13 protein-coding genes are annotated in these 15,607 nt (G+C 42.7%); 10 read left to right on the top strand and 3 right to left on the bottom strand.

Annotated features, from left to right (window positions below; genetic code table 11):
- The 3 genes from HWQ44_RS21720 to nagA all read right to left on the bottom strand — a co-directional run.
- Nucleotides 1-2,352, bottom strand: a 2,352-nt coding sequence (locus HWQ44_RS21720) for a tetratricopeptide repeat protein (protein WP_292722879.1), incomplete at its 3' end; no start/stop codon positions are given.
- 180 nt (nt 2,353-2,532) lie between these two features.
- Entirely contained in the window at nt 2,533-2,940 is a 408-nt protein-coding gene (locus tag HWQ44_RS21715; protein ID WP_099103888.1) for a hypothetical protein, read from the bottom strand.
- 95 nt (nt 2,941-3,035) lie between these two features.
- On the bottom strand, nt 3,036-4,199 hold the full coding sequence (gene nagA, locus HWQ44_RS21710; RefSeq protein ID WP_292723224.1) for an N-acetylglucosamine-6-phosphate deacetylase: 1,164 nt from the start codon (nt 4,197-4,199) through the stop codon (nt 3,036-3,038).
- A 159-nt stretch (nt 4,200-4,358) separates the two neighbouring features.
- Here nagA and purE point away from each other — a divergent pair, with 159 nt between their 5' ends.
- The 10 genes from purE (at nt 4,359) to HWQ44_RS21660 (ending at nt 15,598) form a co-directional block, all read left to right on the top strand.
- Entirely contained in the window at nt 4,359-4,877 is a 519-nt protein-coding gene (gene purE, locus HWQ44_RS21705) for a 5-(carboxyamino)imidazole ribonucleotide mutase (protein ID WP_104905015.1), read from the top strand.
- A 134-nt stretch (nt 4,878-5,011) separates the two neighbouring features.
- Nucleotides 5,012-5,311 (top strand): putative quinol monooxygenase, encoded by a 300-nt coding sequence (locus HWQ44_RS21700; RefSeq protein ID WP_292722874.1) that lies wholly within the window; start codon nt 5,012-5,014, stop codon nt 5,309-5,311.
- Nucleotides 5,312-5,473: 162 nt separating this feature from the next.
- Entirely contained in the window at nt 5,474-6,253 is a 780-nt protein-coding gene (locus HWQ44_RS21695) for a class II glutamine amidotransferase (protein WP_292722871.1), read from the top strand.
- Nucleotides 6,254-6,814: 561 nt separating this feature from the next.
- Nucleotides 6,815-7,579, top strand: coding sequence for a sulfite exporter TauE/SafE family protein (locus HWQ44_RS21690; RefSeq protein ID WP_292722868.1), 765 nt, complete (start codon nt 6,815-6,817; stop codon nt 7,577-7,579).
- A 294-nt stretch (nt 7,580-7,873) separates the two neighbouring features.
- Nucleotides 7,874-9,022 carry a sulfate ABC transporter substrate-binding protein gene (locus tag HWQ44_RS21685; RefSeq protein ID WP_292722866.1) on the top strand — a complete coding sequence of 383 codons (1,149 nt, stop codon included), beginning with the start codon at nt 7,874-7,876 and terminating at the stop codon, nt 9,020-9,022.
- A 100-nt stretch (nt 9,023-9,122) separates the two neighbouring features.
- The gene (gene cysT / locus HWQ44_RS21680) at nt 9,123-9,983 is read left to right on the top strand and encodes a sulfate ABC transporter permease subunit CysT (RefSeq protein WP_292722863.1); all 861 of its coding nucleotides are present in this window, start codon (nt 9,123-9,125) and stop codon (nt 9,981-9,983) included.
- Nucleotides 9,970-10,845, top strand: coding sequence for a sulfate ABC transporter permease subunit CysW (cysW, locus tag HWQ44_RS21675; RefSeq protein WP_292722861.1), 876 nt, complete (start codon nt 9,970-9,972; stop codon nt 10,843-10,845). The genes cysT and cysW overlap by 14 nt, the downstream gene beginning before the upstream one ends.
- Nucleotides 10,846-10,935: 90 nt before the next feature.
- Nucleotides 10,936-11,202, top strand: a complete 267-nt coding sequence (locus tag HWQ44_RS21670; protein ID WP_292722858.1) for an NIL domain-containing protein — start codon at nt 10,936-10,938, stop codon at nt 11,200-11,202.
- A 105-nt stretch (nt 11,203-11,307) separates the two neighbouring features.
- A complete protein-coding gene (locus tag HWQ44_RS21665; RefSeq protein WP_292722856.1) occupies nt 11,308-14,496 on the top strand; it encodes a GAF domain-containing protein in 3,189 nt (1,062 codons plus the stop codon).
- Between the two features lie 436 nt (nt 14,497-14,932).
- Nucleotides 14,933-15,598: an NIL domain-containing protein gene (locus tag HWQ44_RS21660; RefSeq protein WP_292722854.1), complete on the top strand. Its 666-nt coding sequence runs from the start codon at nt 14,933-14,935 to the stop codon at nt 15,596-15,598.
- Nucleotides 15,599-15,607: the final 9 nt, after the last annotated feature.

Genomic DNA, 15,607 nt, shown 5'->3' with positions numbered 1-15,607 from the left:
GAACTCAATCGCTTGTTGGTACTTTCCCTGATAATTGTAAGCATTGCCCAAATTGCTTAAGGAATTACTTTCGCCATTGCGATCGCCTATGTCCCTAAATATATCCAAAGACTGCTGGAAGAACTCAATCGCCCGTTGGTATTGTCCCAGGGAACCGTAAGCATTGCCTAAATTGTTTAAGGAATTACCTTCGCCATTACGGTCGCCTATGTCCCTAGATATATCCAAAGACTGCTGGAAGAACTCAATCGCCCGTTGGTACTGTCCCAGGAAGTTGTAAGCATTGCCCAAATTGCCCAAGGAATTACCTTCGCCATTGCGATCGCCAATCTCCCTTTTAATTTCCAAAGACTGCTGGAAGAACTCAATCGCCCGTTGGTACTGTCCCAAGGAACTGTAAGCATTGCCCAAACCCATTAAGGAATTACCTTCGCCATTGTGATCGCCTATGTCTCTAGATATTTCCAAAGACTGCTGGAAGAACTCAATCGCCCGTTGGTACTGTCCCTGATAATTGTAAGTATTACCCAAATTGCTCAAGGAATTACCTTCGTCATTGCGATCGCCTATGTCCCTAGATATTTCCAAAGACTGCTGGTAGAAATCTATCGCCTGTTGGTACTGTCCCAAGGAACGGTAAGCACTGCCCAAATTGTTTAAGGAACTACCTTCGCTATTGCGATCGCCTATGTCCCTAGATATATCCAAAGACTGCTGGAAGAAATCTATCGCCCGTTCATACTGCCCCTGATAATTGTAAGCATTACCCAAATTAGCCAAGGATATGCCTTCGCCCTTGCGTTCGCCTATGTCTCTAAATATTTCCAAAGACTGCTGGTAGAACTCAATCGCCTGTTGGTACTGTCCCAGAGAGTTGTAAGCATTGCCCAAATTATTGAGAGCAGCCCTATAATTCCAGTTTTCTCTCTCGCCAGTTTTTTCCCAAACTGCTATTAACTGTCCCCATAAATCAACTTGATCGGTATAATAACCCCGGAAGGTCAAAAAATCATTGCAAAAGTTTAATATCTTAAATGCCGAGTCATCATTTTCTAGTTGATACCAGTGATAAAAGATTTCTAGATATTCTTTAATATCTTCTTTAGTTTGCCAAGGTTGTTGTTTAACATTCAAAAGATAGTAATTGATAGCTCGTTGATGCGCCTCGGTCTGATCACCAGCCTTATACCGCATATACTCCAACACCACAGGCTGAAACTCAAACCGCCTCTTAACATTGAGTTTTCCTAACAACAAAGAACGCTTAACCAGATTCCTCAATTCTCCCTCAATCTCTGTTTTTGAACTTCCTAGCAACACCGCCACGGCTGCTGCACTATCAACTGCACCACGATAAACACTGATATTGAGCAATAAAGCCTTTTGCAATTCGCTCAATCGCTCAAAACTGGCATCCAACACCAACACCATCCCCACATTTTCCCGCCGATGCACACCTACCACTTGGGGATCTGTCAATAATTGCCGCAAATTCCCTAAGCCTACATCTGCCAATCGTCTTAAATCCAGGTCTTGGGGATATTCTTCCTTTAATAAATCTGCTACCAATCTCAACAGCAGAGGATGTCCATCTACCAATCCGACAAACTCTTCTAAATCTCCGCGAATACCTAATGCAGTTAACAGTGCTATCCCTTCTGCTACTTGTAAACCTTTCAGGGCTAGCCATGTAAATTTTGGTAATTCCGGTCTTTCCCTAGTGGTAACTATTACCTTACTATTACCGCCACATTCCACCCAAGAATTGAAAAAGTCGCCGTAGAATTGACTTCCCCACTGTCTATCTGGCTGTAATAAACTCTCTAGGTTGTCAATGATGAGTAAATATTGCCCAGATTGCAGACACTTAACTAGCACTTGCATTAACTGAGTTTCTTGTTCTGGAACCCGAAAGCCAAATTCACTGAGGACTTGCCGGGCTAAATCGCTAAAACCTGCGCCATAACTAACATCAGCCCAAAATCTCTTAGGGAAACCTTCAATTTCGTCATAAATTTTAGCAGCTAGCATCGATTTACCCGTGCCACCGATGCCTTCTATGCCAATTAGGAAAGTATTTTTATCAGTTAACCATTGCTGTATTAGGGCAATTTCTGTTTTCCGTCCCTGCCAGTAAGCCAAACTTTTATTAGGGTTGCCTGCTTTGAGAACCCCAGGCGATTCTGGTTGAGAGATTTGTTGTAATCGCTCTAATACTGGTTCTATTCGGTCAACAATAATCTTGACTTCTGCTGCATTTATCTGTCCTACTTGAGTTACCTTACTGTTACCGTAGGCAGTGAGATTCATTTCAATGTTGTTCGAGTTACTGGGGCTGGGTTCCTCTGCCATTGCTTACAGGAGGTAAAATTTTTGCTTGATATTGTGGCTGTGAACTCGGCCGTTCCTGTTCAGAACTCGACCATTCCTGTTCAGAACTCGACCGTTCCTGTTTAGAACTCGACCGTTCCTGTTTAGAACTCGAAACATCAAAATTTTTAGGGTGGGCAGTACTCTATCCACCCTATTTAATTAAAAACTTACTTGGTTTGCGTCAATCTTCCCAACTTGCTTCACCGTACTTTGGTCGTAAGCATTAGCACTGACCTGAATATTGTCTCCGGGTTGATCAGTCGATGCTTGCAAAATTTTAGCTATTTCCTCTGCAAGTACTGTATCCGCTTCTAAAATCTTCTTGAGTTGCACTCGCAAACTTGCTTGTAAATCTTCATCCTCTGGCTTTTGCGCCACATCCGTTGCTGCTTCGTTCGCTGCTTCCTTAGCCTCTACTTTGGGATGTAACTTAGCCCAAATAGCTTTGGCTTTATTCCAAACATCCTCACCTACTTTCTGAGATGCCCCTTCTACGGCTTTATTACCCACATTCAACAAAAATGGCAGACAGGGAGCGAGAAATTTAACGAGTAGAGCTATATCCATTGGTTTATAATGTCTATTTCATAAATGTACATTTTTACTGAGTATATTAACGCTTCTTCCCTTGTCACCTTGATTCTTTTAGCTTGATGCGAAATTTAGCGCAATAATCGCTGCCAAGTTAATTCTTTTGTCGCTTTATCCCAATGCCAGCGTAATAAATTAGCAGGTTGGCTCTTGGTAATTCCAGGCAAACGAATTGCTTGTCTAGGTGCATCTGTAGCTAGTAAAATGGCAGTCTCTACATCACAAATTCCCCACTTCACCAAATTCTGCACTCCCACTAATAAGGGTAAAGTCGTCCCCGATAAAGTGCCATCAGCCAGTCGTGCTGTACCGTTTTTAACTTCAATTTGCCGACTGTCCCAAGGATAGACGCCATCGGGTAGCCCCAGAGGAGAAAGGGCATCACTCACAAGGAACAGCCCTTTCTCTTGATGGCTAGCGCGAAGTAATATTTGCAGCATCGTAGGCGAAACGTGTTCACCATCAGCAATAAAACCACACATCACATCAGGATGGGTAATTGCTGCCCCTAATAATCCTGGTTCGCGGTGATGTAATGGTGGCATGGCATTGAAAGCATGAGTTACCATCGTTGCACCGAGTTCAAAAGCAAGTTGCGCTTGGGCTGATGTTGCCTGAGAATGTCCTAAACTAACGGTAATTCCCAAAGAACGCAAATATGGAATTACTTCGCCAGTGGGATCTAACTCCGGCGCTAAGGTGATGACTTTTACAATGTGGGCATAATCTCCCAAAACCCGCTTTACTTCATCAATTGTTAAGGGTAACAAGTACTCTGCTGGGTGTGCGCCGCGTTTTTGGTAATTCAAAAATGGGCCTTCTAGATGTACTCCGAGAATCTTGCTACCTGTTTTTTGACTGGGGATAATATCAGCAATCACAGCAAGCGATCGCTGAATCTTTTCTACTGAAGTTGTCACAAGTGTCGGTAAAAATCCATCTACCCCGACATCCCACAAAAATTGCGTTATTTTCTGGATTATATGAGCATTTTCATCTGTTAAATCAGGAAATGCCAAACCCAACGCACCGTTAATTTGCAAATCAACGCCACCCAATGAAATCCAGTCGCCTGCTACATCTATTACGGATGCACGGCTGTCTGCTTTTATTGCACCCATTGGCAAGATTTGCTCAATCATGCCCTCTGGATTAACCAAGAGCATCTGCAAATCTTTGTAACCGGTCACTCTAGCATTGATAATATCTACAGGATTTTGTGTTGCTTGGGTCATCATACTGACGAGAAAAGATCTAAATCTGATTTTAGATGCAACCAATATCAATGAATCAATTCAAACAATGCCAATAGATGAGATGATGATCCGCATCACCTAGCTTCCATAAGCTAGCTCAAATAATTTTGAATTTTGAATTTTGAATTTTGAATTATTATGACTCCCTTAGTTGGTATTATCATGGGCAGCGATTCCGATTTGCCCACTATGAAAGATGCGATCGCAGTTTGTGAAGAATTTGGCGTTGAGAGCGAAGTTGCGATCGTTTCGGCTCACCGCACCCCAGAACGGATGGTGCAATATGCTCAACTTGCACACCAACGCGGTATTAAGGTAATTATTGCTGGTGCTGGTGGTGCTGCCCATCTACCTGGAATGGTAGCGTCTTTAACTCCTCTTCCTGTCATTGGTGTTCCTGTACCCACTCGGAACTTACAAGGTGTAGATTCTTTGTATTCTATTTTACAGATGCCTGGTGGTATTCCTGTGGCGACAGTAGCGATCGGTAATGCCAAAAATGCCGGACTTTTAGCAGTACAAATCCTCGCAACTCATCAACCAGAATTACTAGAAAAAGTGCAACAATATCGCCAAACCTTATGTGAATCAGTAATTGCAAAGCAAGCAAAACTAGAACAACTAGGCTATGAGCAATATTTACAGCAGATGTTTTAATCAGTATTAACACCAGAGAAGCAGGGGGGCAGAGGGGCAGGGGAGCAGAGGGGCAGAGGAGCAGAGGAGCAGAGGAGCAGCGAAAGAATTCCTAACTCTTGACTTAATGACAAATGACAAATGACAAATGACAAATGACAAACCAAACTATTCACATTGTTGCCCGTATTATTGCTTTGCCTAACAAAGTAGAAGAATTAAAAGCTGTACTGTTGGAACTCATTGAGCCAACTCGTCAGGAAGCAGGTGCGATTAAGTATGAACTTTTGCAAAACCAGTACGACCCAACAGATTTTACTTTTGTAGAGGAGTGGGCTTCATCTGAAGCCCTGAATACTCATCTAGATTCACCCCATTTCCAAGCGGCAGCAGCTAAACTCGAAGGTTTAGTGACTGCTGCACCAGATATTGGCCGCTACCATCTTTTGGCATAGTGTCATCTTGCTAACTAGAAGCAGACTCTTTATTTTTGGGGATCGTTATAGAATATCTCAGCCTTAAATTCTAAGATTGAAGCGATCGCTCCAGAATCAAGGCAGCATTCTGAAGTATCTTGATCCTGAGGCCTTAGTCAAAAATTGAGAGCTGCAACATCCATGTGCCAACTGCTCGGAATGAATTGCAATGTTCCAACGGATATTTGCTTTTCTTTTGAAGGGTTTTCTGCACGGGGAGGAAAAACGGATAACCATAGCGATGGTTGGGGCATTGCTTTCTTTGAAGGAAAGGGATGTCGAATGTTTTTAGATGCCCAACCTTCTATTGCTTCTCCGGTAGCGGAGTTTGTTCGGAGTTATCCCATCCACTCAACCCATGTCATAGCCCATATCCGCAAAGCTACTCAGGGTGAAGTTGCCCTACACAACTGCCATCCTTTCCGCAGAGAATTGTGGGGTCAGTATTGGGTATTTGCCCACAATGGTAATTTACCAAATTTTGATCCAGAAAATTTAGGCTTTTATCAAGCCGTAGGTGATACCGATAGTGAAAAAGCATTCTGTATGATGCTAGAAACATTGCGATCGCGCTTTCCTCAGGGTAAGCCTGACATCAAGGAACTGTATCCCGTGCTGCAAGAAATTACTGCTGTAATTGCGAAAGTGGGTATATTTAATTACTTATTATCAGATGGAGAACACTTTTTTGCTTATTGCTCAACTAATCTCAGCTACATTGTTCGCCAAGCGCCCTTTGCTGCTGCCCATTTAATTGACCAAGATATGACAGTAGATTTTCGGGAGGTGACTACTGAACGCGATCGCGTTGCTGTCATTGCTACCACACCCCTCACTGACAACGAAGTTTGGACAAAAATTCAACCGGGAGAATTACTAGTTTTTCAGGACGGGCTGCCCCTGAAATATGCATTCAGTTAATAATAAGTAGTTACTTAATTTTTCCCATTTAGATAATTTCTAGATGGGCTTTATTTTTTATACTTTTCATATTAATTATTTTAGAGTTATTTTCAGATAAAGAAACTCACTATATCGGGGTATATAAATACTCATGTGCGTGTAAAAGCTAGTAAGCAAAAAAGCTTTCAAATATTGCCTTGTTCCTAATCTCTGACTAAAAATGCCCTCTGTAAGACAGAACTGTAAGAACAAGCATTTCCTTCTTAGACCTGGAAACAAGATTTTAAAAGGGTTTTATTTTCAGTTGACACTTATGAGCAATGTTTTCAACAACAGATGTAGTTCACTGTTGTCATTTACCAATTTATACAATTTTTGCCCAACTTAGTTGTTACCAACTTATCTAAAAATACCGTTTTTATTGGTATAAAGTTTATTTGTTTACACTGAAATACATCTATATTAATATAGTCAAGAAAATGCTGTAACTCATGTTAAATAAGAGTTGCAGATATTTCTATTTACTGCAAACATCATTGTAGAAAATATATTCCTAACAACATAAAATAAAATTCTCTGATGAATACTATCCAATTGCTCCTCCTCATTACAATTTTCTTTTTAACAAGTGTCATAAGTGTCATTACAGGAAGCACTTCTTTAATTACCGTCCCTGTAATGTTGCAATTGAGTATTGAACCGCGTATTGCTCTTGCCACTAATATGCTGGCATTAACTTTTATGAGCGTTGGTGGTACATTGCCTTTTATTGGTAAAAAAGCAATTGACCGCAGTCGTTTGCCAATAATAATTTTATTAACGCTTTTAGGTTCAATTATCGGTGCATTACTTGTTTTAGTTGTACCTGCAAAATCGATGCCTCTAATTATCTCAATTTTGATGATTGTAGTTGCCATCTTTTCAATCACCAATCGGAATGCAGGAATTATTTCAAGAATAGGTAAACCATCAAAAATAGCAGAAATTGGTGGATATATGGTTACTTTTGTGCTTGGTGTTTATGGTGGTTTCTTTAGTGGTGGCTATGTCACCATGCTCACAGCAGCTTATGTCAGTCTATTTCGGATGACATTTGTGCAGGCGATCGCAAACACAAAGTTTATCAATATTTTTTCTTCGCTGATTGCTAGCATTATTTTCTTTACGCAAGGAATAGTGGATTACAAGCTAGGTATTATTCTGAGTATTACTATGTTTATTGGTGGAATCGTCGGCTCGCGGGTTGCCCTCACACTCAGCAACATCTGGTTGCGACGGATATTTCTCACTACAGTAATCGTCCTTGCACTCAAGACATTACTTGATTTTGTTGCACTGCGTTGATACAAGCCGATGTCTCCGACGGACTATTCGGCTTCGTTAGAATAGACCATCCTCAAAAATTAGCTATTTACTAGCAAGTTGCTTGATACATTAGGTAGCTGCACCTACGCAATTTGATAGTTGAAAGTAAAAGCATTTTTAATTTTTCACATAACTGGTAAAATCACCATATTCTTGGTAAAGAATATGAGGTTTTTTGGTGTTTACAACTAGATACATGGAATCATCCAGTATTATAAACAGTATATAACTGTATTCCCATCAATTATCTGTAGATTTAGTGGAGGAAATAAAATGAGTTTGTGGCAACGCCAACTGAAAAGATTAGAAGCGATAGCTGAACATAGAACATATCGGTTCAGACTAAATTCGCTCAAAGGCTTTGTATCACTCTTTTTGGTAGGTACTGTATTGAGTGTAGCCCTTGCCGCCTGCTCTGGTGGAGGAACTGGGAATACTTCTTCCTCTGAAACCCCTAATGCTAGTGCTACTCCTGTAGCTGCAAACAAGGATAATGTTGAATTAACTCTGGTATCCTTTGCAGTTACGAAAGCGGCTCACGAAGCGATTATCCCTAAGTTTGTAGAACAGTGGAAGAAAGATCATAACCAAACTGTCACTTTCAAGCAAAGTTATGGCGGTTCTGGTTCTCAAACTCGCGCCGTTATCGATGGTTTGGAAGCAGATGTTGTTCACTTGGCACTAGCTGGAGACACCTCGAAAATTGAGAAAGCTGGATTGATTCAGCCAGGATGGGAGAAGGAAGTTCCCAACAATGGTATTGTCTCCAAATCAGTTGCAGCATTAGTCACTCGTTCCGGTAATCCTAAAGGCATCAAGAACTGGCAAGATTTAGCCAAAGACGGTGTGAAATTGATTACTGCTAACCCCAAAACGTCAGGCGGTGCTAAGTGGAATTTCTTAGCACTATGGGATTCTGTAATTAAAACAGGTGGCGATGAGGCGAAAGCGACTGAATTTGTGACCAAAGTTTACAAAAATGTCCCAATCTTGCCTAAAGATGCACGGGAAGCTACTGATACATTCGCCAAGCAAGGGCAGGGTGATGTCTTAATCAACTACGAAAACGAAGTTATTTTGGCACAGCAAAAGGGCGAAAAGGTTGAGTATGTCGTTCCCGATGTGAATATATCCATCGACAATCCGATCGCTGTGGTAGATAAAAACGTCGATAAGCATGGAACCCGCGAAGTTGCTGAAGGTTTTGTGAAATACCTCTATAGCCCAGAAGCACAGCAAGAGTTTGTCAAATTGGGATTCCGTCCTGTGGATGAGACTTTAGCTCAAACCAAGGAAGTCACAGACAAATTTCCCAAGCTGAAAACTTTAGGTACAGTTACAGACTTAGGCGGTTGGGAAGCAATTGATAAGAAGTTCTTCGCAGATGGGGGCGTGTTTGACAAGATTCAAGCCAAAAAATAAACGGTAATTAGTCATTAGTCAATGGTCGGTGGTCAGCAGAAAAAACAACCGACCACTGACAAAAAAGGTTTTTTGAATTTTAAATTTTGAATTTTTGACTATGACGACTGTATCTCCTTCTGTGGAAGTTGAACGCAAAACACCATTCTGGAAAAGATTGGGGCGGGTTCCTTGGACTTGGCGCATCACCATTGCATACCTGACGGTGATGTTGTTTATCCCCATAACTGCCATGTTCTTGAAAGCTAGTACGGAAACTCCGGCGAGATTTTGGGCGATCGCAACCAGTGATATCGCATTAGCAACATACAACGTAACTTTTTTTACGGCAATATTTGCGGCCTTACTCAATGGCGTATTTGGGACTTTAATTGCTTGGGTTCTGGTTCGCTACGACTTTCCCTTAAAACGCTTGATTGACGCCACAGTAGATTTACCCTTTGCACTACCAACATCGGTAGCTGGGTTAACCCTGGCAACAGTTTACAGCGATAATGGTTGGCTAGGTTCGCTACTAGCACCACTGGGAATTAAGGTGTCTTTTACCCGCACGGGAGTAGCGGTGGCAATGATATTTATCTCACTACCTTTTATTGTGAGAACTGTACAACCCGTACTTCAGGAAATGGAACATGAAATTGAAGAAGCCGCCTGGTGTCTGGGTGCTTCTCAATGGCAGACCTTCTGGAAAGTGATTTTGCCGCCTTTATTTCCGACAATTTTAACTGGTGTTGCCTTGGGTTTCTCCCGTGCAGTTGGGGAGTATGGTTCGACTGTGATTATTTCTTCCAATACGCCATTCCAAGATTTGATCGCACCTGTGCTGATTTTCCAACGGTTAGAGCAGTATGACTATTCTGGGGCAACAGTAATTGGCATAGTTTTACTATCAATTTCGTTGGTGCTGCTATTGGCAATTAATTTCTTACAAGCATGGGCAAGGCGATATGACAGTAGATAAGCCAAGTTTTCACTCATCTGCATCTGATACACATACAGCCAAGCCTAAAGAGCAAAATAGTTGGGTACCAATAGTTTTAATTGGTATAGCGATCGCCTATTTAGCTTTGGTTCAATACATCCCTGCAATCAACGTATTTGTCCAAGCCTTCAGCAAAGGAGTTGGGCCGTTTCTATCCAACCTGACGCGACCAGCTTTTCTCCATGCAGCTTGGCTGACGCTATTACTGGCTTTGATTTCTCTGCCTGTGAATACTGTATTTGGGCTATGTGCAGCTTGGGCGATCGCTCGTCATAAATTTCCCGGACGCGCTATAGTGTTGAGCATTATTGACCTGCCCTTTTCAATTTCGCCCGTAGTTGCAGGATTGATGATTGTGCTACTTTACGGTCGCAATGGGTGGTTTGGCCCTTGGCTCCAGGCCCATGATATCAAGATTATCTTTGCCTTTCCAGGCATGGTGCTGGCTACAGCATTTGTGAGTATGCCCTTTGTGGCGCGGGAAGTGATTCCTGTTTTAGAAGAATTTGGTAAAGATCAAGAAGAAGCTGCTAGAACTTTAGGTGCGAAAGATTGGCAAATATTTTTGCGCGTCACCCTCCCCAGTATCCGTTGGGGTTTACTCTACGGTTTAATTTTGACCAATGCCAGAGCAATGGGTGAATTCGGAGCGGTTTCAGTGGTATCTGGCAACATTGCTGACCAAACCCAGAGTTTACCACTGTTTGTAGAAGATGCTTACAAACAATACGAAACCGAAGCTGCCTTCTCTGCGGCTGTACTCTTAGCGTTACTAGCAGTAGTAACTTTGGTGCTGAAAGAGATTTTAGAACGGAAAACCAGCATTAAAGATGTTGAATAGTTAGATTTGGGCATGGGGCATTGGTTATTTCTCCCTGCTCTTTCTCATCTCCCTTGTCTCCCTTGTCTCCCTCACTCCCCACTCCCCTCTATGGCTAGTAACAATACACCTACCAATAAACGGATTCGACTCAGAATTCCTAAGGATTATCACCAGGAACCTGTCATTTCTCGCCTGGTGTCTGACTATGGACTGACTGTGAATATCACGGCAGCGATTTTGGGAGCCAATGCTGTCGGTGATGGTTGGTTTGACCTTGAACTACAAGGAACAGATGCACAAATTCAGAGTGGACTAACTTATCTCCAAAACTTGGAGTTGGAAGTCTGGAATGATACTAAAGCAAGTGATTGGTAAAGTAGTTTGATTTTGAGTCTTAACTAAGTTTTGGTTTAAACCTGCGATGATCGCCAAAATAAACAGGGAACACTGAAAGTAAGTATTTCATTTTCCCTGTACTTTATGGCAACAAACGATTACAAAACGTCAAACCTCCAAGATGCAGAAGAGTGTCACAAACACCTACAGCTAACCGTTCAGTACCAAAAAATTTTAGCGAGAATTCTGGCTAAAATTCGGGCATCTGTAAACCTAGAATCTCTGTGTTCGACTTCTTGTCAAGATATTTGTCGGCAATTGAAGATTGAGCGAGTTGCAATCTACCACTTCAACGCTGACTGGAGTGGTAGTTTTATCAATCGTTTTGGCTTTGCAGAACCACTCTGGGATACACTCAATGCTTTTGGCCAGGACTTGGTGTGGGAAGATTCACATTTGCAAGAAACCCAGGGAGGGCGATATCGCAAAAATGAGCCGTTTGCCGTGGCTGACATTTACGATGCCGGACACGCTCGTTGTCATATTGAGGTATTAGAACAGTTTCAGATTCGGGCGTATGCGATCGCCCCTATTTTCATTGGTGCTAAACTGTGGGGAATGCTTGCAGCCTATCAACACTCTGCTCCTCGACAATGGTATCCTCACGAAGTTGAATTCTTAGCCCAAGCCGCAAGCCATCTCGGTGTGGCAATGCAGCAGGCAGAAATTTTAGAACAAAGCAAACAACGCACAGCAGAATTGCAAGATGCAATTGCACGCCAACGCGCCTTGACGGAAGTGGTGGGAAATATCCGTTCTTCTGTGAACACCGAAATTATCCTCGACACTGCCTGTCAAGAACTCTGCAAACTATTGAAGCTAGAGCGGGCGGCCATCTACCGCTTTAATGAAGACTGGAGCGGTGAATTTGTCAGCCAATTCGGCATGGTAGAGGCACAGTGGGATAGAATCCAACCATTTGGCAAAAATCTAGTTTGGGAAGATACCTATCTCCAAGAAACCAAAGGCGGGCGCTACCGCAATAATGAAAGTTTCTCCGTCAACGATATTTATCAAGTCGGTCACTCGCGCTGCCACATCGACATTTTAGAACAATTCAAGATTCGTGCCTATGCGATCGCGCCAATCTTCATCGGACCAAAACTATGGGGACTGACAGCAGCCTATCAACACTCAGGAGTGCGCCAATGGGCAAATTATGAAGTTGAATTCCTGGGACAGGTGGGGGCACAATTGGGAGTTGCCATTCAGCAGTCCGAGAATTTGGGTCATTCTAAACAACAGGCAGTTGCCCTACAAGGTGCGATCGCTAGGCAACGCGCACTGACTGAGGTGGTGGGGAAAATTCGCTCCTCCCTAAATATCGATTTAATCCTCAAAACCACTTGCCAGGAAGTGTGTAAAATGCTGCGAGTTGAGCGGGTCGGTGTTTATCGCTTCAATGAAGACTGGAGTGGCGAATTCGTCAGTCAATTCGGCATAGTTGAGTCGCAGTGGGACAGTATCAATCCCTTTGGCAAAAATCTAGTTTGGGAAGATACCCACCTGCAAGAAACCAAAGGTGGACGCTACCGCAACAACGAGAATTTTGCTGTAGACGACATCTACAAAGCCGGACACTCACGCTGTCACCTAGATATTTTGGAGCAGTTCAAGATTCGCGCCTATGCCTTGACCCCAATTTTTGTGGGACGGCAACTGTGGGGATTGCTGGCTGCCTATCAACATTCTGCACCGCGTCAGTGGGATAGCATAGAAGTGGAATTTTTGGGACAGGTTGCTAGCCAACTGGGAGTGGCGATGCAAAGTTCTCAAATGCTGACTCAAATCCAAACTCGTGCTGATGAACTGCACCAATCGGCTGAACAGCGGCGGATTTTATTTGATTTGGTCGTCCAAATTCGGGAATCATTGGATTTAGAGACGATCTTCAAGACCACAGTACAGGAAATGCGGCGATCGCTCACAGCAGATCGAGTCGGCATCTTCCGCTTTGATCCTGATGTCAGTTTTTGCAGTGGTGAATTTATCGCTGAAGATGTACTACCCAAGTTCGATTCTGCTCTGACTGTCAAAGTACAAGACTATTGCTTCGGTGACCAGTATGCACCGCAATATCGCCAAGGCCAAGTGCAAGTGATTTCTGATGTCAACAGCATTGGCTCGAAAGTGCCTCATCTTGATGTGATTGAGCGATTCCAAGTCAAAGCACAAATTGTAGTGCCGCTGATGGAAGGTGACGATTTGTGGGGATTGTTGTGCATTCACCAATGCACCCATCCACGTCATTGGGAAGAAGCTGAATTGGAATTTATTACCCAGGTAGCAGCTCAACTCAGTGTAGCGCTACGTCAAGCTAACTTGTTCCAACAATCCAGTTTGCTCGGTCAAACCCGTGAAGAAGCAAATCAACTCGCCCAGGCACTAAATGAGCTGCGGACTGCCCAAATGCAAATGATCCACGCTGAAAAAATGGCGAGTTTGGGGCAACTGGTGGCGGGGGTTGCCCACGAAATTAATAACCCGATTAATTTTATCCACGGCAACTTAGAACACGCTCACCAATACACCCAAGAGTTGCTTCGCTGTGTGCAGCTTTATCAGCATTATCATTCCAATCCCGAATCAGAGATCCAAGAGTTTTTAAAGAAAGCCGAAATAGAATTTTTATTTGACGACTTACCTAAATTATTTCAGTCCATGCAGGTCGGTACTGATCGCATTCGCGAAATTGTCACCTCTTTGCGGAACTTCTCGCGTTTAGATGAAGCTGACTTCAAAGCAGCAAATATTCACGAGGGCATCGACAGTACATTAATGATTTTACAAAACCGCTTGAAGCCCTCAGCCGATAGCCCCATCATTAATGTGATCAAAGACTATGATGATACGTTACCTCTGATAGAATGCTATCCCGGTCAGTTGAATCAGGTATTTATGAATTTGCTCTCCAATGCCATTGATGCCTTAGAAGAGCGAAACACCAAAGCTATTCCCGAAGCGATGCCTGCGACGGGCCACGCCAATGGCGCAAATCCCAGCGAAATCCGAATTTCTACCTCCCAGCTTAATAAAAACTGGATTGCCATTTGCATTGCTGACAACGGACTTGGCATTGATGAAAAGTTACTCTCTCGATTGTTTGATCCATTTTTTACCACCAAGGTTGTTGGTAAAGGCACAGGATTAGGGCTTTCTATTAGTTACCAGATTGTCACAGATAAACACAAGGGCAAGATATACTGCCAATCTGAACCTTGGAAAGGTACAGAGTTTGTGGTTGAGTTGCCAGTTCGTCAGGCCAAAACTTGAAGAAGTTAGGTAGAGCAAATCACATCACAGATATTAATACTGCTTTGTTAAAAATATTCGTAGGTTGGGTAACGCTTAAGCTCAACCCAACCTACACATTTTTATTTTTTAGCCAAAACCTACGCAGTATTGTGACAGATACAAGAAATTGTCAATCGTTTTTGGTCAAATTATTTCAGATAAATTCAGCATATTTTAAGTGAATTTACTCATTGTTTTTTTGTGGACTTTATGGGACTCTCCTTAATATCCAATAAAATACATTAATTTGATAGGTTTACCGTTGTTTAAGAAAAACCAAAAAGATGAAAATCTCTGTAAGACTGATATGCAAACAGGCACAGTTGACTAGGGACGCGGCATCAGCAAGATTTGCTGAACCCAAAAATTGCGTAGGTGCAGCCCAACCCAAGCATCGCTATTGGGAATTAATCTGATGTCTCAGAGTAAATCTGTAGAACCCGCTTCAGTCCACAGTCGAATTCTTGTGCCTCAGCGGTATAACAGACAACCTGTAATTTCTCGACTGGTGTCTCGTTATGGTTTAACTGTCAATATCAAAGCTGCCTCCCTGACATCAGACAGTGACAGCGATGGCTGGTTTGATTTGGAACTTTCAGGAAATCCTCAAAAACTGACAAATAGCCTATCTTACTTGCAAGGATTGGGAGTGAATTTGCTGCAACTAGCGATCGCTAACCAAATTCAACCCAACCCACACTCTTTACCTTTCCCAAATCCAGCTAGCAAACTGAGTCCCAAAGATTCTGCATGGCTGACAAATAAATGGCAAGAACAATTCCAGCAATGGATTTCTCTGGGTCAAACTAATCGATTGCGCTTGCAACTGTGCGTCTTAAAATCCTATTACGAAGAACCGGTGATTTCCGAGTTAGTTTCTCGTTACGGACTAACAGTCAATATTACCAGTGCGATACTTCAACCCGATACGCAAGATGACGGCTGGTTTGACTTGGATTTGTGGGGGACAACAAAGCAACTTTACTCTAGCCTAAGTTATTTAAAAAAACTGGAGCTACCAATTTGGCTGGATTTGTCTAGCGTTTATAGCGATGTCTACGACGGGCTACGCCTACGCTAATCAATAAAA

The sequence above is a fragment of the Nostoc sp. JL34 genome (genome assembly GCF_017114945.1).
GTDB lineage: Bacteria > Cyanobacteriota > Cyanobacteriia > Cyanobacteriales > Nostocaceae > Nostoc.
Note: the sequence above shows the minus strand (reverse complement) of the source record. Positions and strands in the feature narration are given on the sequence as shown.

What these genes read in the sequence shown, in the direction of transcription:
- HWQ44_RS21715 (WP_099103888.1), bottom strand. Translation starts at nt 2,940, where the DNA reads ATGGATATAGCTCTACTCGTTAAATTTCTCGCTCCCTGTCTGCCATTT.
- nagA (WP_292723224.1), bottom strand. Translation starts at nt 4,199, where the DNA reads ATGACCCAAGCAACACAAAATCCTGTAGATATTATCAATGCTAGAGTG.
- purE (WP_104905015.1), top strand. Translation starts at nt 4,359, where the DNA reads ATGACTCCCTTAGTTGGTATTATCATGGGCAGCGATTCCGATTTGCCC.
- HWQ44_RS21700 (WP_292722874.1), top strand. Translation starts at nt 5,012, where the DNA reads ATGACAAACCAAACTATTCACATTGTTGCCCGTATTATTGCTTTGCCT.
- HWQ44_RS21695 (WP_292722871.1), top strand. Translation starts at nt 5,474, where the DNA reads ATGTGCCAACTGCTCGGAATGAATTGCAATGTTCCAACGGATATTTGC.
- HWQ44_RS21690 (WP_292722868.1), top strand. Translation starts at nt 6,815, where the DNA reads ATGAATACTATCCAATTGCTCCTCCTCATTACAATTTTCTTTTTAACA.
- HWQ44_RS21685 (WP_292722866.1), top strand. Translation starts at nt 7,874, where the DNA reads ATGAGTTTGTGGCAACGCCAACTGAAAAGATTAGAAGCGATAGCTGAA.
- cysT (WP_292722863.1), top strand. Translation starts at nt 9,123, where the DNA reads ATGACGACTGTATCTCCTTCTGTGGAAGTTGAACGCAAAACACCATTC.
- cysW (WP_292722861.1), top strand. Translation starts at nt 9,970, where the DNA reads ATGACAGTAGATAAGCCAAGTTTTCACTCATCTGCATCTGATACACAT.
- HWQ44_RS21670 (WP_292722858.1), top strand. Translation starts at nt 10,936, where the DNA reads ATGGCTAGTAACAATACACCTACCAATAAACGGATTCGACTCAGAATT.
- HWQ44_RS21665 (WP_292722856.1), top strand. Translation starts at nt 11,308, where the DNA reads ATGGCAACAAACGATTACAAAACGTCAAACCTCCAAGATGCAGAAGAG.
- HWQ44_RS21660 (WP_292722854.1), top strand. Translation starts at nt 14,933, where the DNA reads ATGTCTCAGAGTAAATCTGTAGAACCCGCTTCAGTCCACAGTCGAATT.